Annotated in this window: 22 protein-coding genes; all 22 read right to left on the bottom strand. The window is 42.0% G+C overall.

Features of this window, described 5'->3' with window-relative positions; genetic code table 11:
• Positions 1-188: 188 nt before the first annotated feature.
• Entirely contained in the window at positions 189-2,264 is a 2,076-nt protein-coding gene (topA, locus tag ACXAD1_RS07770; RefSeq protein ID WP_206836346.1) for a type I DNA topoisomerase, read from the bottom strand.
• 496 nt (positions 2,265-2,760) lie between these two features.
• Positions 2,761-3,636, bottom strand: a complete 876-nt coding sequence (dprA, locus tag ACXAD1_RS07765) for a DNA-processing protein DprA (RefSeq protein ID WP_474909776.1) — start codon at positions 3,634-3,636, stop codon at positions 2,761-2,763.
• A gap of 113 nt (positions 3,637-3,749) precedes the next feature.
• On the bottom strand, positions 3,750-4,652 hold the full coding sequence (gene sucD / locus ACXAD1_RS07760) for a succinate--CoA ligase subunit alpha (protein WP_009330772.1): 903 nt from the start codon (positions 4,650-4,652) through the stop codon (positions 3,750-3,752).
• Between the two features lie 131 nt (positions 4,653-4,783).
• On the bottom strand, positions 4,784-5,944 hold the full coding sequence (sucC, locus tag ACXAD1_RS07755; protein WP_206836341.1) for an ADP-forming succinate--CoA ligase subunit beta: 1,161 nt from the start codon (positions 5,942-5,944) through the stop codon (positions 4,784-4,786).
• 305 nt (positions 5,945-6,249) lie between these two features.
• Positions 6,250-6,546: an EscU/YscU/HrcU family type III secretion system export apparatus switch protein gene (locus ACXAD1_RS07750; protein ID WP_370222801.1), complete on the bottom strand. Its 297-nt coding sequence runs from the start codon at positions 6,544-6,546 to the stop codon at positions 6,250-6,252.
• Positions 6,543-8,402, bottom strand: coding sequence for a hypothetical protein (locus ACXAD1_RS07745; protein ID WP_474909775.1), 1,860 nt, complete (start codon positions 8,400-8,402; stop codon positions 6,543-6,545). The genes ACXAD1_RS07750 and ACXAD1_RS07745 overlap by 4 nt, the downstream gene beginning before the upstream one ends.
• An 11-nt stretch (positions 8,403-8,413) precedes the next feature.
• Entirely contained in the window at positions 8,414-9,193 is a 780-nt protein-coding gene (locus ACXAD1_RS07740) for a ribonuclease HII (RefSeq protein WP_474909774.1), read from the bottom strand.
• A gap of 86 nt (positions 9,194-9,279) precedes the next feature.
• A complete protein-coding gene (gene ylqF, locus ACXAD1_RS07735; protein WP_370222805.1) occupies positions 9,280-10,152 on the bottom strand; it encodes a ribosome biogenesis GTPase YlqF in 873 nt (290 codons plus the stop codon).
• Between the two features lie 42 nt (positions 10,153-10,194).
• The gene (lepB, locus tag ACXAD1_RS07730) at positions 10,195-10,746 is read right to left on the bottom strand and encodes a signal peptidase I (protein WP_035328928.1); all 552 of its coding nucleotides are present in this window, start codon (positions 10,744-10,746) and stop codon (positions 10,195-10,197) included.
• A gap of 211 nt (positions 10,747-10,957) precedes the next feature.
• Complete coding sequence (gene rplS / locus ACXAD1_RS07725) at positions 10,958-11,302, bottom strand: 50S ribosomal protein L19 (RefSeq protein WP_009330779.1); 345 nt, start codon at positions 11,300-11,302, stop codon at positions 10,958-10,960.
• A gap of 137 nt (positions 11,303-11,439) precedes the next feature.
• Entirely contained in the window at positions 11,440-12,177 is a 738-nt protein-coding gene (trmD, locus tag ACXAD1_RS07720; protein WP_206837649.1) for a tRNA (guanosine(37)-N1)-methyltransferase TrmD, read from the bottom strand.
• Positions 12,177-12,698, bottom strand: a complete 522-nt coding sequence (rimM, locus tag ACXAD1_RS07715; RefSeq protein WP_206836328.1) for a ribosome maturation factor RimM — start codon at positions 12,696-12,698, stop codon at positions 12,177-12,179. The genes trmD and rimM overlap by 1 nt, the downstream gene beginning before the upstream one ends.
• Before the next feature lie 12 nt (positions 12,699-12,710).
• Positions 12,711-13,097, bottom strand: a complete 387-nt coding sequence (locus ACXAD1_RS07710) for a YlqD family protein (protein ID WP_206836325.1) — start codon at positions 13,095-13,097, stop codon at positions 12,711-12,713.
• A 148-nt stretch (positions 13,098-13,245) separates the two neighbouring features.
• Positions 13,246-13,476 (bottom strand): KH domain-containing protein, encoded by a 231-nt coding sequence (locus tag ACXAD1_RS07705; protein ID WP_009330783.1) that lies wholly within the window; start codon positions 13,474-13,476, stop codon positions 13,246-13,248.
• A gap of 11 nt (positions 13,477-13,487) precedes the next feature.
• Positions 13,488-13,760, bottom strand: coding sequence for a 30S ribosomal protein S16 (gene rpsP / locus ACXAD1_RS07700; protein WP_009330784.1), 273 nt, complete (start codon positions 13,758-13,760; stop codon positions 13,488-13,490).
• A 109-nt stretch (positions 13,761-13,869) separates the two neighbouring features.
• Positions 13,870-15,222 (bottom strand): signal recognition particle protein, encoded by a 1,353-nt coding sequence (ffh, locus tag ACXAD1_RS07695; RefSeq protein ID WP_474909773.1) that lies wholly within the window; start codon positions 15,220-15,222, stop codon positions 13,870-13,872.
• Positions 15,223-15,234: 12 nt separating this feature from the next.
• Entirely contained in the window at positions 15,235-15,567 is a 333-nt protein-coding gene (locus ACXAD1_RS07690; protein WP_009330786.1) for a putative DNA-binding protein, read from the bottom strand.
• A 258-nt stretch (positions 15,568-15,825) separates the two neighbouring features.
• Positions 15,826-18,606, bottom strand: coding sequence for a VWA domain-containing protein (locus tag ACXAD1_RS07685; protein ID WP_474909772.1), 2,781 nt, complete (start codon positions 18,604-18,606; stop codon positions 15,826-15,828).
• Positions 18,590-20,362: a vWA domain-containing protein gene (locus ACXAD1_RS07680; RefSeq protein ID WP_474909771.1), complete on the bottom strand. Its 1,773-nt coding sequence runs from the start codon at positions 20,360-20,362 to the stop codon at positions 18,590-18,592. Before ACXAD1_RS07680 ends, ACXAD1_RS07685 begins: the two co-directional genes overlap by 17 nt.
• Positions 20,363-20,369: 7 nt before the next feature.
• Positions 20,370-21,236: a DUF58 domain-containing protein gene (locus ACXAD1_RS07675; protein ID WP_474909770.1), complete on the bottom strand. Its 867-nt coding sequence runs from the start codon at positions 21,234-21,236 to the stop codon at positions 20,370-20,372.
• On the bottom strand, positions 21,236-22,240 hold the full coding sequence (locus ACXAD1_RS07670) for an AAA family ATPase (protein ID WP_474909769.1): 1,005 nt from the start codon (positions 22,238-22,240) through the stop codon (positions 21,236-21,238). Before ACXAD1_RS07670 ends, ACXAD1_RS07675 begins: the two co-directional genes overlap by 1 nt.
• A gap of 5 nt (positions 22,241-22,245) precedes the next feature.
• Positions 22,246-23,832 carry a hypothetical protein gene (locus ACXAD1_RS07665; RefSeq protein ID WP_474911290.1) on the bottom strand — a complete coding sequence of 529 codons (1,587 nt, stop codon included), beginning with the start codon at positions 23,830-23,832 and terminating at the stop codon, positions 22,246-22,248.
• Positions 23,833-23,877: the final 45 nt, after the last annotated feature.

Genomic DNA, 23,877 nt, shown 5'->3' with positions numbered 1-23,877 from the left:
AAACAGTCTCTCTTACTTTACCCTGTTCTTATTCATTTTGCCATTTTACAATACGATTTAAAAATAAAAAAGTTTCATGAACGAATTGCAGCTGCATTACCTTGGGATAAACGAAAGAAAGAAATCGGGCTGGAAGTAATCTGGATGCTCATCCCTCAATAGAAAAGAGTGAGCATTTAAGCCCACCCTTAACTTTGCTTTTCTTCCTTATAGTCGCATTCAACACACTGAACCTGGACACCTTTTTTGAGTTTTTTCTCAACTAGAAGGTTATCACATTTTGGACAGCTTCTTGGCAGCGGCTTATCCCATGAAATAAAGTCACATTCAGGGAATCTATCACAACCATAGAAAATCCGGCGTTTTTTGCTTTTTCTTTCTATTATATTTCCTTCTTTGCACTTCGGACACTTCACACCTATATCCTTTACAATCGGCTTGGTATTGCGGCAATCAGGGAAATTACTGCATGCCATGAATTTTCCATAGCGACCCATCTTGAACACCATTGGATTTCCGCATTGCTCACAATCCTCACCTGCAGGTTCATCCTTAATTTCGACTTCCTGCATCTCTTTTTCCGCAATTTCAAGATGCTTTTCAAAATCTTTATAGAATTCATCAATGATCTGCACCCAGTTAACTTTGCCTTCTTCAACATAGTCCAGGTCTTTTTCCATCTTTGCAGTAAACTCGATATCAAGGATTTCAGGGAAAAATTCCATGATTAGCTCAAGAACAATTTCCCCCAGTTCAGTCGGAACGAAACGTTTATTGTCCAGAGCAACATAACCACGTTTTTGAATTGTATCAAGAGTCGGAGCAAAAGTGGATGGCCGCCCAATCCCCTGTTCTTCGAGTGTTTTTACGAGTCTTGCCTCAGTATACCTTGGAGGAGGCTGTGTGAAGTGCTGTTTGGGTTCGATGTCTTTTTTAAGGACTTCATCCCCTTCCTTAAGGTCTGGGAGCATATTATCTTTTTCCTCTGACTGATCATCTGTGCCTTCAACATAGACCTTCATGAATCCAGGGAACTTCACTTTTGACCCTGTTGCACGGAAAATCACTTCTCCATTCTTTAAATCCACACTCATCGTATCCATAACGGCTGGTGCCATCTGGCTTGCAACAAATCGTTCCCAAATGAGCCTGTATAATCGAAGCTGATCACGCGACAAGTATTCTTTTAAACTTGCAGGCGACCTTAATGTACTCGTCGGGCGGATGGCCTCATGAGCATCCTGAGCATTGTTGTTTTTCTTTTCTTTTTTCTTTTCACCCTGAAGGAATTCTTTCCCGTAAGAGTTTTGAATATAATCTGCTGCTTCATTTTGCGCAATTTCAGATATGCGTGTTGAATCAGTTCTCATATAGGTAATTAATCCGACAGTTCCTTCTTTGCCTAGGTCAATCCCCTCGTAAAGCTGCTGTGCAAGCATCATTGTTTTCTTGGCGCGGAAATTTAATTTCCTTGCAGCTTCCTGCTGAAGTGAGGACGTAGTAAAAGGGGCGGCGGGATTCCGCTTTCTTTCCTTCTTGGTAACCGATACCACCTTGAATTTATTGCCCTTCATTTTACTCAATATATTTTGAACATCGCTTTCAGACTTCAATTCCACTTTTTCATTCTCCAGCCCGTAAAAAGCTGCATCAAAGGCTGTTTTTCCTTTTAGGAACTCTCCATCAATGGACCAGTATTCTTCTGGTATAAAGTCCTTAATTTCCTTTTCGCGGTCGATAATCAAACGGACTGCAACAGACTGTACTCTGCCAGCACTTAATCCTTTTTTCACTTTTTTCCATAATAAGGGACTGATATTATAACCGACTAAACGGTCAAGCATCCGTCTTGCCTGCTGGGCATCAACAAGATCCATGTTGATTGGCCTTGGATGCTTAAAAGATTCTTTAATGGCGTCTTTCGTAATTTCATTAAAAACAACCCGGCAATCCGATGTAATATCCATGTCCAGGCTATGTGCCAAATGCCAGGCAATTGCTTCCCCTTCTCTGTCGGGGTCAGCCGCGAGATAAATTTTCTTGGCTTTTTTGGCCGCTGACTTAAGTTCCTTTAAAACAGGGCCCTTTCCACGAATGGTTATGTATTTTGGTTCAAAATTATTTTCCACATCTATGCCCATTTGGCTTTTAGGAAGATCCCTGACATGTCCCATGGAAGCTCTAACTTTATATTTTTTTCCTAAATAACGCTCAATCGTTTTTGCCTTTGCAGGTGACTCAACGATTACAAGAAACTCTGACATCAATAGTCCTCCTTGAGAGGGATTTTTAAACATTCAGGCAAAATCAATCTTGAAATGCAGTATTTGTTGCCATGATATACTTGCCTGCTTTCATTTATCAATAACCTATAAAACAGCCTCAGGTTGGATATTTATATCCTGAGGAGCGGTTTAAGTGTCTTTTTAGCATACTTGAATTAATTAGAATTATTCTTCATCAGCTTGCTGTTATCATCAGCTTTACTGCCTGCGTATTGAAATATTCATTATTATTCTACATTCTATTCAAGTTTGTCAAACTTAAGAGGAATATTTCCGCAACCGTTTCCAAGAAAAAATTCTAAAATGTATAAAGAAGCAGTCTTTTTCTTTCCATAATACCTGTTGCAAAATGTATAACAGTTTTAATAGAATTTCAACCTTTTTATAAAAAATCCTTTAAATTAACACAATTATTATGGCTGATATAAGAAAAGGAGCACTTAATTAATATCAAGGCTCCTATTTCATTGACTGATCAGTAAAGGAACTCTTCTAAAATATCTTCAGCTGATTTTACCAGTTTGGCGCCTTGCTGAATTAATTCATTAGTGCCCCCTGAAAACGGGCTAAATATATTTCCGGGAACTGCAAAGACATCTCTTCCTTCCTGAACTGCATAATTAGCTGTGATAAGGGAGCCGCTTTTGCTTTTTGCCTGGATTATCAGTGTGCCTCTGCTAATGCCGCTGATGATTCGGTTTCTCATTGGAAAATGCCATCTTGAGGGTCTAGTGTCTGGCGGATATTCAGAAATAACCAGCTGATTTTTCATCATTTCATATGCCAGCTTTTGATTAGCCTGGGGATAAATATGGAACAGTCCGCCAGCTATGACACCAATTGTTTTTCCTTTATTTTTGATTGCTTCCTTATGCGCAATGGCATCAATGCCAGCCGCCAGTCCGCTTACAATAATAATCCCTTTTTCAATAAGCTTGGGAATCATGTATTGAATGGCTTTTTCTCCATACTCTGTTGCCTGTCTGGATCCGACAACGGCGAGGTTAGTTCCTCTATTCAGAAGACCGATATCACCTTTAGCATAAATAACCCATGGCGGCTGGTACGTTTCTTTTAATAGCCTTGGATATTCCTCATCAAAAATAGTTATGGTTCTAATGCCATTTGTTGAGTATTGGCGGATTTGTTTCTGGATTCGATCGGAATGAAGGTCTTGGAGTGCATTGGAAAGTGAATCTAGAGTGGTGAAAATCTGGGGCATCATTCGGCGCGTTGCATCATTATACATAAATTTCAATTGGGGATCTTTCTTCAGAATGTAATAAATCATCTTCCAGCTCATTCCTCTGCAATGATGGAGATGGATGAGCCTCATATTAAATTCATTCATGGGGAGCCTCCTGAATTTTTTAAAAAGCGGGGTATGGGCGGGGATAGCCGTTTTTCACAATGCAGAAATAGCCCCTCAAAAAGAGGGACTACTCTTAAGTCAATCAATTAAGATTAATGAGTTTTACACTGATCATAAAGGCCTTTTTCTTTTAAAACCTTTATCAGGGTTTCACCCATTACGGATGGAGTATCTGCTACCTGAATACCGCATTCATTCATTACACGGATTTTTTCATCAGCTGTTCCTTTGCCTCCTGAAATAATGGCGCCGGCATGGCCCATACGCTTTCCTGGAGGTGCAGTGCGTCCGCCGATAAAGCCTACAACAGGCTTAGTCATGTTTGCTTTAACCCACTCTGCAGCTTCTTCTTCAGCTGTTCCGCCGATTTCACCAATCATGATTACAGCATACGTTTCTGGATCTTCATTAAATGCTTTTAATACATCGATGAAGTTAGTTCCGTTTACCGGGTCTCCGCCGATTCCAACAGCAGTAGACTGGCCGATTCCAGCCTGTGAAAGCTGGTGTACCGCTTCATAAGTCAATGTTCCAGAACGGGAAACAACCCCTACATGACCTTTAGTATGGATATATCCAGGCATAATGCCGATCTTACACTCATCAGGAGTAATAACACCAGGGCAGTTAGGACCTACAAGGCGAGTCTTTTTGCCTTCCATATAACGCTTAACTTTAACCATATCCAATACAGGAATATGCTCAGTGATGCAAATGGCAAGATCCAATTCTGCATCTACCGCCTCAAGAATAGCATCTGCAGCAAATGGAGCTGGAACATAGATAACGGAGGCATTGGCTCCTGTCGCCTTAACGGCTTCCTCCACAGTATTGAAGACAGGAACCCCTTCTACTTCAGTACCGCCTTTACCCGGAGTTACACCGCCGACAATTTGCGTTCCGTATTCAAGCATTTGCTTTGTATGGAAAAGGGCTGTTGAACCAGTAATCCCTTGAACTATAACTTTAGTATCTTTATTAATAAATACGCTCACGTTAATTCTCCTTTCTGGTCTAAAGAGTGCCATCCTGCGCTCAAAAGGCTTCAGCATAAAACTATCAGGCAAAATGCCATTAGGAATCCGCTAAATTACATTAGCACTGAACGGCCGCTCAATTTTGATTCTTAGCCTACTAAAGAAACGATTTTCTGTGCGCCGTCAGCCATTGATTCAGCTGCGATGATATCGATATCGGATTCAGCAAGGATCTTCTTGCCCAATTCAACATTCGTACCTTCCAAACGTACAACTAAAGGCACATTCAAGCCTACTTGCTTCGCTGCTTCCACTACACCAGTGGCGATGACGTCGCACTTCATAATTCCGCCAAAGATATTAACAAAAATACCTTTTACATTTTTATCAGAAAGGATGATTTTGAAAGCTTCAGTAACCTTCTCAGCTGTAGCTCCGCCCCCAACATCAAGGAAGTTGGCCGGGTCTCCCCCATAGTGCTTAACGATATCCATAGTAGCCATCGCCAATCCCGCACCGTTAACCATGCAGCCGATGTTGCCATCTAGAGAAATATAGCTTAAGTCGTATTTTGATGCTTCGATTTCCTTTGCATCCTCTTCTTCAAGGTCACGAAGAGCCATGATATCTTTTTGACGGTAAAGAGCATTTGAATCAAAGTTCAGCTTTGCATCCAGAGCCATTACCTTGCCGTCACCAGTTACTACTAATGGATTGATTTCAGCGATGGAGCAATCTTTTTCAATATAAGCTCTATATAAGCCCATCATGAATTTAACTGCTTGTCCGACAAGTTTTGACGGGATATTGATATTAAAAGCGATTCTGCGCGCCTGGAATGCTGTTAATCCAAGTACAGGATCGATTTCTTCCTTGAAGATTTTTTCAGGCGTCTGTTCTGCCACTTCTTCGATTTCTGTGCCGCCCTCTTCAGAAGCCATTAATACTACGCGTGATGTTGCGCGGTCCAATACTAGACCAACATAGTATTCCTTCTTAATGTCACAGCCCTCTTCAATCAGTAAACGCTTTACTTCCTTGCCTTCCGGGCCTGTTTGATGTGTAACAAGTGTTTTCCCCAGGATTTCACCTGCATATGTACGAACTTCATCAAGATTTTTGGCAACTTTTACACCGCCAGCTTTACCGCGTCCTCCGGCGTGGATTTGTGCCTTAACCACACATACCTCAGTGCCAAGTTCTTTAGCAGCTTCAACAGCTTCTTCTACTGTAAATGCCACTTTTCCGTTCGGAACTGATACCCCGTATTGTCTGAGGACTTCTTTACCTTGATACTCATGTATATTCATTTCCCATCCTCCTATCTAACTCTTCAAAAAAATAGACTGCGCTTTCATTTTATTAAATGAAAAACCCCTTGTCTACCATTTACTCTAAAATATTATATTTCTTTAAAAATTAAAAATATTAAAAAGTGCAGAAACCCAGTCATAATACCTGTTTTGAACATTATTTATTATAAAAACATTTTTTTAAAATAAAGAAAAACCGCCTTTTCGACAGTTTTCTTTTCTATTAGACTCAAGTAAAATCCCGCTCTCTCCCCTTCGAAATGATTTGATGAGAAAGAACCATATTGGTTTACCAGAATAGATTATTTTTTAATTTCCTTATTCCCAGCTTCCTGATCAGCCCTGTAGATGAAAGCAAACACCTCAGCAACAGCCTGATAAAGTTCTTCTGGTATTCCCTCATTGATATTAAGCTTGCCCAGAAGCTCCACAAGGGCCGGATCTTCCTGAACCGGAATATCATGTTCCTTAGCTTTTGCAAGGATATTCTCAGCAACCAGTCCCTTTCCTTTTGCAGATATTTTTGGAGCAACCTGATTCACAGGATCATAGGTTAATGCTATCGCTTCTTTCCTTTGTCTATCATGATCTTTTTTCATATCCTTATATCTACTCCGCTGAATTGATTTGATTGCACAATCGATGTCATTGTTTCCCTTGCCAAAAGTGTATCTCCCGCAGACTCCGGCTTTTGGAAGGAAACTGAGGACAGCTTATAATTTATTTTCAAAAGATTTTCTTTTAAGTCAGCGGCAAATGGAGCTGTTAAGTCCTTTATTTCTTTGTTCTCATTAATAACTGAAATATTTATGATTCTATTTTGGACTTGAAGATCGACAATCGTTTCATTTAGATGTTCCAAATTCAAATAAAATATTACCCGGCAATGGCTGGGATCAATTTTTCCCTTTTCCGTTTTCCTGCCGCTCCATTGCATTGTCAAATCGGTGATCTTCCCCCATAAGGAAACCGGCAGCTGAAAGATATAGTGCTGCAAGGGGCCAGATTCCTGTGAGAGAGCCTGAAAGCCGGTTAATTTATGCAGTAGCCGTTCGGCTGCATCTTTAGCTGAATGTGATGTTTCTTCATTTAAGAGGCCCATTAGGAGCGGTTTAAGGGTGTCCAGCTTTTCGGCGGCTTCCTCATCGTGATGTTTTATTAAATTTAGAACGTCATGTTCATGAGAAAGCCCCAATGTTCTGATTATTCTCTTCAATTCACTTTGAATATTCCCCTGGTCATATGTGAAATTCAACTCTGTTCGCATGATATTTTTCAGTTCATCCAGCATTGTCTTTTCCAGCAGAGTGAGAGCCGCTGCTGCCGAAGGTTTCTCACCGGCCAGTAATATCCCCGCCTGAACAGCAGCCTGCTTAAACTCAGGTTCACCTGACAATAATTGGCCCAAATCAGCGTTTAATGTGTGAGAAAGAGCTGATTTGAAAAGGGCGTTAAGCAGATTCTTTTCTGCAGGAAAAGAAATCTTTCCATTTCGAATATCTTTGAATAAGGTTTCTAATGTTTGAGCTTGTCCAATGCTTTCCGATCTTTGTGAAATAATCCCATTGAGCTTGGCAAAGTTCAATATAAATTCCTGCCTGTTTTCCGATTCGTTTGCTTTCAGAAGTTCTGTCAGGACATGACTAATCGGTTTATTTTGGAGGCTTCCTTCCGTAAGCTGCTTTAGAGCCGCATCCTCATCTGCTTCACCCGGCATCAGCCCCAATACTTTCAGGAGCTGGAAAGCAGTGTGTGAACTTGCCAGGTTTTTTGTATCCAGCCACTCAGAAAACAATCGGAATATCGCCTGCTGGCCCAGTTTTTCTCTTGAAGTCGTTATCAGATCCCCAAGGAGCGAATATAATCGCTGCCCTTTGGGTGATAAATCAGCATCTCTTAACTCTTCCTGTAATTCTCCCATAAGCGAAGAAAGAGTATCACCATGCAAGACTGAGGATAGCGCTAAAAAAATATTCTTTGATAAAGGAAGCTGCCTTACAATCAGCTCTTTTACTGTCCTCAGGCCATCTTCAGCAGATTGGCTTTCCTTGATCCATTCAGATGCCATTTTTAAAGTTTCAGCTGTTATTGGAAGCTGTTCTTTAAGAAAAAATTGAATTAGCATTTTATTTTCTCTGGATAACTGCATTCCAAGCTGGCTTAGAAGGCTTTCAGCCGGAGCTGACGTACCTGGTCTGTTTGCTGATTCCATTACCTTTAAGCGCAGCATTCCTTCATCTGGCTCAACTTTAAACCAATATCTGCTGTTGGCTGACAAAGGGGTTTCAAGCTGCGCAATCACCTTATGAGACCCGATGTGCACCTCTGCCCTCTGGTTTGGAAATAGCTTAACTATTCTTCCGCTGACAATTTGCCCAGGCCTAAATGCAGCTGTTTTTACTGCATTGTTCTGGTCATTCCTTATTATTCTTTGGATAATATCAGACGGCTTCATGCCTTCACCTTCTATTCTATTTCACTAATAAGATCTTTTATTGGCGCAAAGCTCTTTCGATGATAAGAAGAAATTCCATGATTTGTTATGGCTTCAAGATGCTCTTTCGTCCCATAGCCCATATTTTTCTCGAATCCATACTGGGGAAACTCTGCACCTATTTCAGCCATCATTCTGTCTCGCGTGACTTTAGCTATGATAGAGGCCGCTGCAATCGATATGCTTTTGCCATCTCCCTTAATGATTGCTTCCATTGGGTAAGGCGTTAAAAGTTTTACGGCATCTACCAGCAGGAAGTCTGGTTTTGGGTTCAGCCCTTCAATTGCTGATAACATTGCTTTTTTAGTCGCTTCAAATATATTGATGCGGTCAATTTCTTCAGGCTCAATGATTCCAATGCTGACTGCTTCAGCCTTAGCCTTAATTGACTCAAAAAATTCTTCTCTTCTCCTCTCAGGCACTTTTTTTGAATCATCTAAACCCGGCAGGCAGAAGTCTTCAGGCAAAATAACTGCTGCAGCTACCACTGGCCCTGCAAGAGGCCCCCTGCCTACTTCATCAATTCCAGCAATAAACTGAAAACCCTGGCTCCTGTACCGAACTTCATACCGGGTCATTTCTATATGCTTTTCAAATATCTTCTTTTGCTGCAGCTTTCGGGAATTCCATTTTGCTAAAAGCTGCTGTACGCCTTTTCTGTCATCGTGTTTTATAGAGTGAAGGAAGGGGTCATCCTCTAATTTAATTGTTTTGATCTTTTCTTCTATTTGGCGGATAGTTAACTTTTCCATGGCCTTCTCCTTTTCAATCTATGGTATGTATCGGCATTTTTTCAAAAAAATAAAGGCCTCCTGTGGACAGAAGGTCTTCATCTAAATTATTCAGCTTCACCCCGAACAGCCATTTCTTCAGGCAGTTCCAAAGTGATTGGCCCCAATTTTTCAGCACGGAATTCTCTGATTACGAGCTCTGTTACCTTATCATAATCAATTTCTGCGCCGCCCATCAGACAGCCGCGCAGCCTGCCAATTTTATCAAATACTTCAACAATATCTTCCGGGATTTCATCAAGCTGATATCGCTCATTCAGGCGATCTGGATATTTGTCGCCGAGAAAGCGGAGGGCATATACTGCAACATCCTGAAGATTTAATATAGTATCTTTTATTGCTCCAGTCAGAGCAAGCTTAAGACCTACTTCCTGATCTTCAAATTTAGGCCATAGGATTCCAGGGGTATCGAGAAGCTCCAGCTCTTTCCCTACCTTAATCCATTGCTGGGCTTTCGTAACGCCGGGAGTATTTCCTGTCCTGGCTATATTCTTTTTGGCCAGGCGATTGATAAGGGTGGACTTTCCTGCGTTTGGAATACCTACAATCATTGCCCGGATTGCTCTTGGCTTAACACCCTTCGCTTTCATTCGATCGAACTTTTCCTGAAGAATTCCCTGAGACGAGGAGACTATTTCCTTCATGCCTTGTCCCGCCTGTGAGTTTATCGCAAGCGCTTTTATGCCCTTATTTTCAAAATGTTTGATCCACTTTCTTGTCGCTTCTTTATCAGCCATGTCAGCTTTATTCAATAAAACAAGCCGGGGTTTGTGCTGAATAATTTCATCTATCATCGGATTCCGTGATGAATAAGGAATCCTTGCATCAACGAGCTCAAAGATGATATCGACCAGTTTTAATTTTTCTGTAACCTGCCTGCGGGCTTTCGCCATATGGCCGGGAAACCACTGTATCGTCACAGCTGGCCACCTCCATCCAATATGTATTTACAATAGGAAGAATCAATCAACGATTCGAATGTCCTCTATAGGCCAATATATTACTCCGGCATCGCCAAGGACTTCTTCCATAGCAACAGGGCCAATGTGACGGCTGTCCTTGCTGAAGCGGCGGTTGTCACCCATTACAAACAAGTGGCCTTCTGGCACTGTTTCCTGTCCTATCTTTTCTTTTAAAGTAAACGGCTCCGTCAGCGGACCGTCAATTACCTGCTTCTTATATTCATCCAGGTATGGCTCTTCATAAGCTTTTCCATTTACATAAAGAGTATCATCTTTATATTCAATCTTATCTCCTGGAAGACCTATTACTCTTTTGATGTAATCTTTGTTTTCCGGTGCATGGAATACAATGATGTCGAAGCGCTCCGGCTCTCCAATCTTATAGCTGAACTTATTAACAATCATCCGATCCTGATCATGCAATGTTGGCATCATGGATAAGCCGTCAACCACAATCGGCGCAAATAAAAAATATCTGATGACTGCCGCTAACAGGACTGCAATTACAAGAGCTTTTGTCCATTCCCACAATTCATTTTTCTTTTTTGCCATAGCCTTCCCCACCATTCTTCCGTCAAAAATTATGCTTATATCCCTGCATGTACCGCAGTAAGTGATTTCTATTGTTTATTGTACAAAAATTCATCTTAATAAACACGATGGGAATCTCATTTATATATTATTTAACATTTATGTAATATTATTTGCATTCTGCTTCATGAAAGAAAAAGGAGCTTGATTATCAAGCTCCTTCTTTTCTTTATTATCGAATTTCTTTGATACGAGCTTTTTTACCGCGAAGGTTACGCAGGTAGTAAAGTTTCGCACGGCGGACTTTACCGCGGCGGATAACTTCAAGCTTCGCAATCTTAGGTGTGTGTACAGGGAATGTACGCTCAACGCCTACACCGTAAGAAATCTTACGAACTGTGAAAGTTTCGCTGATTCCACCACCACGACGCTTAATCACAACACCTTCGTATACCTGAACACGCTCACGAGTTCCCTCAACAATACTTACGTGTACACGTACAGTATCACCAGGACGGAAAGACGGAAGGTCCGTACGAAGCTGTTCTTTTGTGATTTCTTCAATTAATTTTTGCATCGTTTTCAACTCCTCTCAGCAGACGCTCATGCACAACCTATATGTTTGCAGCGGAACATCTTTATCAGACGTAAACTGAACAGGTTCAGCCTAAGTCACAAAAAGTATCATACCATACTTGGACGGCAACTTCAATGTTATTTATCTTCTTTTTTTATTTCTTCCAGCCATTTTTGCTGTTCTTTTGTTAATTCAGAGTGCTCAAGAAGATCAGGACGCCTTACATACGTCCTTCTCAAGGATTCTTTGGCTCGCCACTCATCGATAAGGCGATGATTCCCTGACATGAGGACATCCGGCACTTTAATTCCCCTGAAATCCGCCGGACGGGTATAATGAGGGTGTTCAAGAAAACCTGTGCTGAAAGAGTCTTTCATATGTGATTCTTCGTTGCCCAATACTCCAGGCAGCAAACGGACCACACTGTCGATTACGACCATGGCTCCGAGCTCTCCTCCAGTAAGCACAAAATCACCAATCGAAATTTCATCGGTTACCACATGTTCCCGTATTCTTTCATCATACCCCTCATAATGGCCGCAAACAAAAATCAGGTGATCCATTTTTGCAAGCTCTTCAGCTTTCTTCTGTGTAAAGCGTTCTCCTTGAGGACACAGAAGAATAACCCTCGGAGATGCCCCGCTTTTACTGCGAAGATCATCTACAGCATCAAATATGGGCTGCGGTTTCAAAACCATTCCTGCCCCTCCGCCATATGGATAATCATCTACCGTTTTGTGTTTATTGTCGGCGTATTCCCTAAAGTTGACCACATTGTATTTCACTGCTTCATTTTCAGCTGCTTTTTTTAAAATGGAATGCCCAAAAACTCCTTCAAACATTTCAGGAAACAGCGTGAGCACATCAATATTCATCATGAAAGCAATCCTTCTATCGCATTTATTTTCACAAGTTTGTCTTCTACATTAACTTCCTTGACAACATCTGCAATATACGGAATCAGAATATCCTTCCCGCCTTTTGCTTTGATTACCCAAACATCATTTGCTCCAGGAGAAAGAATTTCCTTGATTTTACCTACTTCTTCACCATCAAGCGTTTCAACTGTACACCCTATGATTTCATGGTAGTAAAATTCATCTTCTTCCAGATTGCCTAACTGATCTTCTGAAATTTTCAGGATGCCGCCCTTCATTTTTTCAATCCCATTAATATTTTCGTATCCTTCAAAGGTAAGCAGATCGAAGGATTTATGGGTACGGTGAGATTTCACTGTCAGCTCAATTGGATCACCCTTTGTGTCAGGCATGAACAAATAAAGTTTATTTCCCGGCTTATACCTTTCTTCTGCAAAGTCTGTCTTGGAGATGACTCTTGCTTCTCCTTTAATGCCATGGGTGTTCACGATTTTTCCTACATTGAACCATTTCTGCATTAACTATCACCTCTAGCGAATTTCATCAACAATTCCATCTCTTATGATGATTGTTTTCCCTTTTTCTATGTCTTCCCAGCGGGTACCCTTTTGAACCTCAATAATCGCCTGGACTTCTTTTTCCTTTAATTCACTTCCTAATGGTAGCATATGTAATTGTTCTATTTGAAAATCGAGCAGCTGGACTTTTTCCTGCCTCATTTGAATTTCCTTTTCAAAATGCTTTTTTAGACTGGCCGGATGCAGTTTTTTGGTTTTTTCCTGTTTTTTCAGTTCAAACCTCAACTGATCACTTTCTTTTTGCAGCTGTTTTTTTTGGGCAATATAGCCTTCCAGCAGTTCGTTCTTGCTGTTTTCTGTCAGCACCTGCTTAACTGTAACCGATTGAATAATGTTCATGTACAGCGCCTCCCAAATTGATCCGATTAAAAAACGGCTTTACTGACTGCTGTCAAATTCTTAGTTGGCGATGTTTATTTTTTTAGATTGTAAAAAAAGGAGGGGAAGCCCCTCCTTTTTTGGTAATACCCTGCTCAGTGCAGGATAATTATTCGATGATCTCTAAAAAGATCTTCTTTTGTTCTGATGAACCTGCTGCATAGACAACGGTCCGTATTGCTTTCGCAACGCGCCCTTGCTTCCCAATTACTTTCCCCATGTCATTCTTGTTGACGGAAAGCTGATAGGTTACGCGCTGATCCTCTTCTTGGACATTCACTTGAACATCTTCCGGAAAATCAACAAGGGGCTTAACAATCGTTTCGATAAGCTCTTTCATCTTATAATGAATTACTTACCGTTTTTAGCGTTATGGAATTTCTCCATAATGCCTTGCTTAGAGAAAAGGTTGCGTACTGTATCTGATGGCTTAGCACCTGTCTGAAGCCATTTAAGAGCCAACTCTTCATTGATTTCAACGATCGCCGGCTGAGCAACCGGGTTGTAAGTTCCTACTGTTTCAATGAAACGTCCGTCACGAGGAGAACGAGAATCAGCTACAACAATACGATAGAAAGGGTTTTTGTGAGCACCCATACGCTTTAAACGAATTTTTACTGCCATTTTAAAAAGCACCTCCGAATAGTTTCACACAAGATAGTATAATATCAGATAGTTAATTAGTTTGTAAAGGTTTTTTTCTTTACATCTTATGAAAAGCTTTACTGACAGCTTAAAAAGGGTTAAAAGGAAGCTTAAATCCGCCTTTTTTCTTGCCTTTTTGCTGCATGCCAGCCATTTGCTTCATCATCTTTTTCATGTCTTCAAATTGCTTCAGCAGACGGTTTACTTCAGGAACGGTTCTTCCGCTTCCCTTGGCAATCCGTTTGCGGCGGCTTGAATTGATGATTTCCGGATGAGTTTTCTCTTCCTTCGTCATCGATTTAATAATCGCTTCAACATGAGTGATTTGCTTCTCATCTATTTGGATATTATTCAAGCCTTTAATTTTGTTTGCACCAGGCATCATTTTCAGCAGCTCATCGAGCGGTCCCATGCTGCGGACCTGACCAAGCTGATCCAAAAAATCATCGAATGTGAAAGAAGCCGTGCGCATCTTCTGCTCAAGCTCTTTTGCCTTTTCTTCATCCACATTGGCCTGTGCTTTTTCAATTAGGGATAGGACATCTCCCATACCTAATATACGGGACGCCATCCGTTCTGGATGGAACGCTTCAAGCGCATCCAGTTTTTCCCCAAGACCGACGAATTTAATCGGCGTGTTCGTCACGGATCTAATGGATAGAGCCGCACCGCCTCGAGTATCGCCATCCAGCTTCGTCAGGACAACCCCAGTAAGACCCAGTAGATCATTGAAGCTTTGCGCTACATTAACCGCATCTTGACCAGTCATTGCATCGACAACAAGGAATATTTCATCTGGATTGGAAAGCTCTTTGATTTGCTTTAGCTCATCCATTAAGGCTTCATCCACATGCAGCCTTCCTGCTGTATCGATCAGAACATAATCATGATGATCCTCTTTTGCCTTTGCGATTGCCTGTTTTGCAATTTCAACAGGACTGACTTGATCACCAAGGGAGAAGACCGGCATATTAAGCTGTTTGCCAAGTGTTTCGAGCTGTTTAATCGCCGCAGGGCGGTAAATATCTGCAGCAACAAGCATCGGATTGCGGTTATACTTTTTGCGGAGCAGGTTTGCAAGCTTTCCGGATGTAGTCGTTTTACCGGCACCCTGAAGACCGACCATCATAATGACAGTCGGGGGACGATTGGAGACAGCAATTTTGCTTTGCTCTCCGCCCATCAGTTCCGTTAATTCTTCTTTAACAACCTTAATGACTTGCTGTCCTGGCGTCAGGCTCTTTAATACTTCCTGTCCGACAGCACGTTCGCTGACTTTTTTGACAAACTCTTTGACGACTTTGAAGTTTACGTCCGCTTCCAAAAGGGCGAGACGGACTTCACGCATCATTTCTTTTACATCCGCTTCATTGATTTTGCCTTTTCCGCGGATCTTCTGAATTGTATTTTGCAGTCGGTCGGCCAATCCTTCAAATGCCATATATGCCGCCTCCTAATCTAATTTCTCAAGCTCTGCCACTGCTTCTTCCAATGCTTCTCGGGAAGGGGAGCCTTCCTGAAGCATCACTTTTATTTCTGCAATCAGCTTGCTGCGCTCTTGAAATTTATGAAATAATAATAGCTTTTCTTCATACTCTTCAAGCATTGCTTCTGTTCTTTTAATGTTGTCATATACCGCTTGCCGGCTAACATCATATTCCTCGGCAATCTCTCCAAGCGAAAAATCATCCAGGTAGTACAGGGACATATAGCTTCTCTGCTTAGGAGTTAACAACGATTGATAGAAATCATATAGGTAGTTCATCCTCGTTGTTTTTTCGAGCATTCCCTATTCCCCCTTGTTAAGTGAAAAGCCTTTACAAAGTAAGTTTACATAGAAGTTCATAGCATGTCAAGAAAATATCTTTACAGGGTTAATTATTCATTTTATTTTCACTTTATAATTTAGCCCGTTGATTTCAGTACGGGGCACTTGGCTTTCCGCGGGGAGCCTCTGAGCAGGAGTCAAGTGCCCTCCGCTGCAATCAGCTCAGCGATCTATAATACTTTTCTAAATCCAGCATACGTTATTGAAAAATCCCACTTACTTTTTCCTGTTTTTTGCATCCAGCAGCCTTTTCATGCGTTCTTCTCTTTCTTTCGGCGAGGATTCTGCTGGAGGTTTTGGCCGGTTTGGTTTCTTCTTTTCTTTTGTTTTTTCCGGTGTTTCTTTTACAGAAGTTCCCCCTTGAAGTTTATCAGGCATCTGCACGGAAGGAGATTTTTTTTCCCCGGAAGCTTTAAGGTTTTGAATTTTAATAGGAGCCTCTGGCTTTTCCTTTTTATTTCTGTTTTTCTTCAAAATTCCCGCAGCGATAGCAGTTAAGCCAAAGCGCCTTAAAGCGATTTCTGAAAAAAAGATCAGGAATGCAGCGAGAAGCAGCCATTCGCTGATTGGCTGTTTGGTGCTGGCTGGTTTTTTCAGCGGTCGGAAAGCTTCTTCTCCGCTTTTCAGCTCCTTGCCGCCAGTCATTTTTGAGAGTGTCTCCAAATGCTCTTTATTTGTTCCCTTTTGCAAATACTCTTCTGAATAGGGAATAGTAAAACCAGTCTGATGAACCTGTATATTCCCATTTTGATCTGTCTGTTTAATATTTAAAAAATACATTCCTGCACTTTCAGGCATTGCCGCCTCATATTTACCTGGAGCAGTAAGCCTAATATTGGCTTCTATCTGATCGCCCGTTTCCGATACGATGGATGCCTCAATTGGCAAAGATCTGCTTGCCGCAGACTCCAGGCTGAGCACTGTATTGCCATCCTTATTCTCAACAGCAACCCTGTATGGTTCACTTTCATATTGCGGCAGGGTTTTGGTGACAAGCTGATTAATAAATGATGGCCACTTTTCCCATCTGGCCCAATCTCCTGACCATTTGCCCGAGGAGTCGGATGTAAAGGCAGCTGCCCGCCCCATTCCGTATTGCCATTCAGCAAGTACAGGATCCTCTTTTTCGCTTAACAGCGGCACCTGTGCTCGCGGCTTGGCCGTAGCAGCTATATAGGCATTCATTTCTGGAACACCTTTTTCAAAGAGTGAGGACCAGTCCGGGTAGGGCTGAACACTTGGAAAGAATGGATTGTCTTCGATATAGGTTCTCGTAGCCATTACGGTTTCACGTGATAAAATGCTCGGAATGACGGAAGAGTCTGTAACATCATAAAAACGCCCTGATCCCATTCCCGCAAGATCTTCAAGAAGCCCTCTATCAGCATCCTGACCAAGTGCAACAGTTGATAGAGTGATATTTTTCTCTTTCCCACCTTCGATTAAAAGCTCATAGTCTCCATTTGTGGCAGATTGGCCATCTGTCAGCAAAATAATATGCTTTCTCTGAAGCTGCAATTCTTCAAGCTCACTGTAGGCTTGTTCCAGAGAAGTAAAGATTTCTGTCCCCCCGCCTGAAGTTATAGATCTGATTTTTTCAATTGCCTTCTTTTTATCCTTGAGAGGCTCGGTTTCAAGGATTTCCCATGGCCGGTCATCAAATGCAATGAATCCGAGTGTATCTTCATCACGCAGCAGTTCCACTGATCGGACAGCCGCTTCTTTTGCCAATTCAATTTTATTACCGGCCATGCTTCCAGAGCGGTCCATAACTAATACCAGGCCTAAGGAAGGCATTTCTTTCTTGCCCTTGATATCCATATCCACCGGCAGCAATTTCTCAATCGGAGTTTTAAAATAGCCCCCCAGCCCGAAGCTTTCTTCACCGCCGAACATAATAAAACCAGTGCCGAATTCCTTAACTGCCTTCTCCATCAGCGTCATTTGATGCTCTGAGATAACTGTTGCAGGAACATTATTAAAAATAATCGACTGATATTGCAAATACCCTGAGAGAACGGTTGGAAGCTTCTCTGGGAGAACCGTGTCTGTCTCCAGGCCGGAACCTTTTAACAGATTCGCAATATCACCCGCGTCCTTCCCTTGTACGATCAGGACCTTAGGAGTTCCCTTAACATTAACAACCGAGTGCAGTGTATTGTTTTCAGAGAAGGTGTCCTGGTCAGCAGCTATCTCTGCTTTATATACCGTTAACCCTGCAGTATCTGCCTTGTGAGTAAAGGTATATACATTTTTCCCTTCATTCACTTGAACGCTTTCCTTTAAAACCTCTTTATGATTTACAGATAATCTGATATCAGCTTCTTTGGCAATATTGCTGGTAACTTCTATTGTAATCGGAGCCTCTTCTCCTAAATAAAGTGATGGAGGCATCTTTAATTCTGAAATTGATACATCGTCACCTGCTGCTGTTCTTAATGGCACATGGTCAATCTGGATATTTCGATTCTTTAAAACTGAGGCAGCCTCCAGGCTTTTGCCTGCCGTTTCATTTCCGTCCGTCATCAAGACAATTCTGCCAGAAGAATCCCTCGGAATGAGTGAAGCGGCAAATTGCAGGCCTGCTTCCAGATTCGATTGAGAATCATCTGCTTTCCCGTTAAATTCGGTAATAGCTTCACGGTTCCTGCCCAAATTCTGTTCAAGCACTACATTTTTGCCAAAAGCCGCCACCGCAAATTGATCCTCACTTTTCCTGTTGCTGGCACTGTTTTCTATCCAGGCAAGTGATTCATCATTTGAACCGATGCTTGCAGAGCGGTCTGCGAGATATACGACGGTCTGCCCCTTAATCGGAAGGAGGACCTGCGGGACGGTTAGTGCAAAAATCAACAATGAGAAAATGACCAGTCTTAGACTGGCAATCCAAAATTTTTCGTTGCCTTTTCCTCTGTGATTTCGAATAAACAAAAAAACCATAATGACAGCAGGAATCAGGAACAGAAACAGGAAGGGATATTTAACCTCGATGCCCACGGCGATATACCTCCCATTCGATAGCAATCAGGATAAAAGCAATTAAAGCCAGCCAGAACCAGAGGCTTTCGTTGGGCCTTTGGATCATGCTGTTTTTTTCAGATGATTTGTCATTCACTATGAAAGATTCTTCTATTTCTGCATTTTTCTCCCTTTCATCCAGAAGGACAGAAAAATAATAAATTTGATTTCCTGATACCGCCTGGTAAGTTCCGGGAATCACAGGAGCTTTAAAGTTTTCTTGGTTTAAATCAAGGGAGTAGAGATTTTCGTCTTTATTATTGAAAATCTCCCATCTTCCATTTCCTTTGCCAATATTTATCCATCTCTCTTCTCCGGCGCTGAAATATCCAAGGAAATCTGATTGTTGGGATAACCACTGGTAAGAGTTATACAAAAAGATCGGAAAACCTGGCAGGAGCGGCCAGTCTGTGTCAGATAGATCGAAATTGACAATAATAATTGGCTGTCCATTCTGCATTCCCCTCTGTATTAAAGGAATGTCTCCACTTTTCAAAACAGTCTCCCATTCTCCTTTCAATGCAGCGGAAACGGAACTGATATACACACGCTCAAAGTCTGCATATTCAAATAAAGGATCCTCATCCCCCGAAATTGCCTCTTTTAGTTTTGTTTTTTCCTTACCTGTGTTAAAAAAGATCATTGGCAGCTCTGGAAGTTCCGATAATGTGCTTCCTTCTGCTACAACCACACCCTTCATTTCAAAACCTTTGAGAGCAGCTGGATCCGTCTGCAGCAATTCGGCTCCTATGGTTTGAAAGCCCTTCACCGCAAACGGATTTACATCCCCCATTGTGTATACCTTTGGTTTTGGGTCTGTGTAAATAGAGGCTGCGAAATTATCTGCTCTGTAGCCGTCATTAATGGAAACGGATGCCTCATAATAAGGTTTTTCAGGCAGGTTTTTAATTTGGACGGTTGTTTGTTCATTTGCTTTCAATGATAAGTTTTGTTCAAACAAGACTTCATCCTCAAATTGGACGGTAAAACCTGTTTCTATATTTTCGGAAGACTGGTTTTCTATCACCGCAATGGCTGAGATACCATCACCAGCTGCAGCTGTCCCAAACGATTGCAGCGAGACGTTCCTTGCACCCTCTCCGATATTATGTGCAACAGTGTATAGGCCAGCCAGTTCCTCCATTAAATCATTCTTTACAGCAGAATCTGAAAAAATATGAAGAGCTGTGTCTTTTCCAGAAGATAAGGAACCTGCCAAAAGAATGGCTTTATCCATATTTTCATGTTCATAAGTAAGTTTCAGCCCATCAATGGTTCTGCGAATGGCATTTGGATCATCTTCACGGCTTAATAGGATCTCATTTTTCTCTCCTGCTTTAATCAGGGTTACCTGCTGGCCATTAAGTTTGCCGGCAAGGTCAAGCATTTCCTCTTTTGCCATCTCAAAACGGCTCTTTCCTCCGTGTTCAGCCGACATAGAGGCGGATGGGTCTATAATGATGATTAAATGTTCTCCTTTTAAAGAATCTTCAAGCAAAAATGGGCGCACAAGGGCCAGCATCAATAAGATCAGAGCCAATAATTGCAGCCAAAATAATAGATTCTGCTGAAGATTTTTCAGCCAAGGGGAAGCCTGCCATTCGTTCATCACCTGCTCCCAGAGCAGATTGGATGAAACGGTCTTTTCAGTGTACTGCTTCCGAAAGAAATAAAATAAGATAACTGCCCCTATGAAAATGGCTAATACAAAATAGATAGGATTTAAGAATTGCATTGTGTCCTCACCTGACCAGCCCCTTCGCATACAGATCCCTGAAAAGAACGGACTGAAGATCTCTTGTTTCCGGAGCAAAGATATACTGGCCGCCATACCGTTTGCATAAAATCTCAAGCTGTTCATTATGTTCTTTTAGGCGCTTTTCATATTCAGCTAATATGGAAGGGCTCATGCTGACATTTACAGCAGTCCCTATTTCACTATCAATCAACTTTATATCTCCAGAATATGCAGGAGTAAGCTCTTCATCTGCCTGCACTTGAAATAGCCAGAACTCCTGTTTTAACCCCCTGAGCTTCCTAAAAAGGCTTTCCCAATCCTGAAGGGGCTCAAAGCCATCCGCTATTATTACAGCAAGCTGCTGATGTTTAGAAAGAGTTTCTTTCAGACAGCCCAGAAAGTTTGTGGACTGAGCTGCAGGTTCAATTTTTTGGATTTCCATGAACGTTCGCCTGCTGTAAACAGAGCCTTTCCTTTTGATAGGCTGTACGCCTGCTGAAGAAACAGCTGAAAAGAAAAGCCGGTCTTCACTTGAAAGCACCATAAAGCTTAAAGCTGATGCCAGCGCTTTGGCATATTCCCATTTCTGCTGGATTTTTGTCATTGAAGACGTTGCATCCAGGTAAACTGCAATAGAAAGCTCCTGCTCATCCAGGAAGCGCTTGATATAATGTTTTTGTGTTCTGCCATAGACATTCCAATCTATTTGCCGAATATCGTCACCGGGCTGATAGGCCCTGAAATCAGAGAATTCCATGGAAGATCCGAATTTATGGGATTTCCTGGACCCTGAATGATATCCTCTTTTCCTTGTCTTTGCAGCAATCTTTCGTTTTTGAAGCCTTCCAAGAATAGCATGATGGCTGTTCATCAGCTCTTAGCTCCCCAGGAAGTTTCGTTTAACAAAGCTTCAATAATTGAATCCGCTGAAATACCCGCTGCTTCTCCCTCAAAGTTCAAAATAAGACGATGCCGCAAAACCGGATAGGCAACGTTTTTAATGTCCCCTATTGATACATGGAATCGTCCGGAGCACATGGCTCTTGCTTTTGCCATACTTATCAGACTCTGAAGGCCGCGTGGACCGCTCCCATATTGGACGTGCTTTTTCACTGTTTCTGGTGCCCCCTCTGAATCCGGGTGCGTGGCAGTGACCATCCAAACGGCATAATCCAGGATTTCATCTGATAGGAGAATTTCTCTCGAAAGCTCCTGAAGAGCAATGACATCCTTCAATCCGGCAGCTTTATTTAAATGGATTTTTTGCGTCCCCGTAGTCCTCCTGGCAATTTCTTTTAATTCTTCTTTCGTCGGATACACTACATTCACCTTGCATAAAAACCGGTCCGTTTGTGCTTCCGGCAAGGGATAAGTCCCTTCCATATCAATCGGGTTTTGAGTTGCAAGTACAAAAAATGGCTTTTCCATCTTTTTGGTTTCGCCCATAATCGTGACCGTTTTTTCTCCCATTGCCTCGAGCAGGGCACTTTGTGTTTTTGGTGTTGCCCTGTTAATTTCATCTGCCAGGATGATGTTGGCGAAAATGGGCCCTTTATGAAAACTGAATGTTTGCCTGCCGGCTTCATCAGGCTGAAGCAGCATGGTTCCAGTTATATCGGATGGCATAATATCAGGGGTGAATTGAATGCGTGAAAATTTAAGATCAAGTACTTCAGCAATGGTTTTAATCAGCATAGTTTTACCAAGTCCTGGCAATCCTTCAAGCAAAACATGCCCTCCTGAGAATATGCTCCATAGTACATGTTCGACCACTTCTTCCTGGCCGACTATAAATGATTGAATTTCATCTTTTACTCTTGCAATAATAGCTGTTGCTTGTGCGAATTGCTGTTCTTTTTCCTGTATTACCGACATTGCATTCACTCCTTGTCAGGATCTATACTAGTAAAATAACTTTTAACGATTTCCTCTAAATCAGCCGGAAGCTTGTACCGGTCCGTACTTTGCCTGTATGCCTTTTCATAATTCCCAAACACTTCACTGTACGGTCTGATATTCCCTTTTAAGACAGGACCTTCCCCTTCAAACTGCTGTCCTGTACTCCCCTGTCCAAGGCTGCCGTTGTCATTTTCAATATTCGTCTTCCCTTCCATGCCAGATGGAATGGTGAGCAGATCCCTGGCTCCCTGTCCGAGCCCGGCACCTCCTCCAAGACCGCTGCCCGACCCATTCCCTGAGCCTGCCCCGGTACCAGATCCAGATCCGGTACCAGAACCCGAACCATTGCCTGAGCCGCTGCCTGAACCCGCTCCGCTGCCATTGCCACTGTTTGTGCTATTGCCAGCTTGATTTGGATTATTTTGCTGATTTGAATTATTCTGCTGCCCCTGCTGAGACGTATTTGAAGCGTTTCCTGAACTGCCTGTCTGGCCAGGCTGCGAAAACGCGAGCTGGTTAGGCGGCATTCCATTCGAAGCCATTTGCTGCTGTAATGAAACACCTGAGCTCTGCAGGGCTTCTTGTGCTGCAGCCAGCTGTTTTAAAAGCTCTTCTGATTGCAATGCCTTTTCGAGCTGATCCAGGAGACTTGAGAGCTCTTCTTCAGACAACTGCGAATCACTGCCAGTAATCTCCTTCAAAGCCTTTCTTTGATCTTCATCCAGTTCCGTCCTCTGCTTATCAAGCTTTGACAACTCTTCCCTGAAGGAAGCCAAATCTTTTTCTTTCAGCTTCCGGCTTAATTGTTCTAACCCGCTCTTATCAAGATTGTTTTTCATGTTTTGGAGGGCTATTGATCTTTCTTTTTCTTTCATTGCTTTTAACTCCAAGCTTTTTGTTTGTTTCGCTAATTCCTTCAAAGCTTCATCAGCTGACTTTTTTTCTGCAATCTTGTCTTTTGCTTCCTCTAATGCTTTTTTCACTTTAGGATTTTTTTCCTTATCAGCTTTTTTCTCTAGTTCTTCTATTGCTTTTTCAACAATCTTGATTTCTTTTTCCTGTTTTAAAGCCAATTCCATTTTCTCACCTGGAACCATGTATAAGAGGACTGCAAGACCAAGAAAAGCCACAAACATTAAAAAAGGTTTGGGAAGAAGGAGATTCTTCTTCCTGCCTAAAACATGATGGTGCACCTTTTTCATATGCTTTACTGCATCTGCCAGCTGCAATCTTGCAAGAATGCCATCATCATGAAGGAAAGAATGGGCCGTAATGACCCTGTCTTCCGCTACAAATGTGTTATACAATGATGCAGCCTGGATCATGCCAGGACGCTTCTTCCAAATTCGAAAAGCTGCATAAAGAGCAGACAGAAATAAAATCATCAGGAGATAGTATTGCAGAAATGGGATAACAAAAAATCTTGCTGCTATCATAAGTAAAAAGGCTAAGACAGCCGCTGATAAAAGGAACACCTGGAATTCCTTAACGAACAGCTGAAATAGGAGCTGTCTTTTTACCGGTCTTAAAAGTCTAAGATATTGATTGCGGTTTTCCACCGATATCATTCCCTTATTAAAATTTACGGGCAATCCCGTCTCCAGGGATTTGCC

It is taken from the genome of Cytobacillus sp. ABV4_503 (assembly GCF_056158445.1).
The sequence above is the reverse complement of the archived record's forward strand: the minus strand, read 5'-3'. Positions and strand labels throughout refer to the sequence as shown.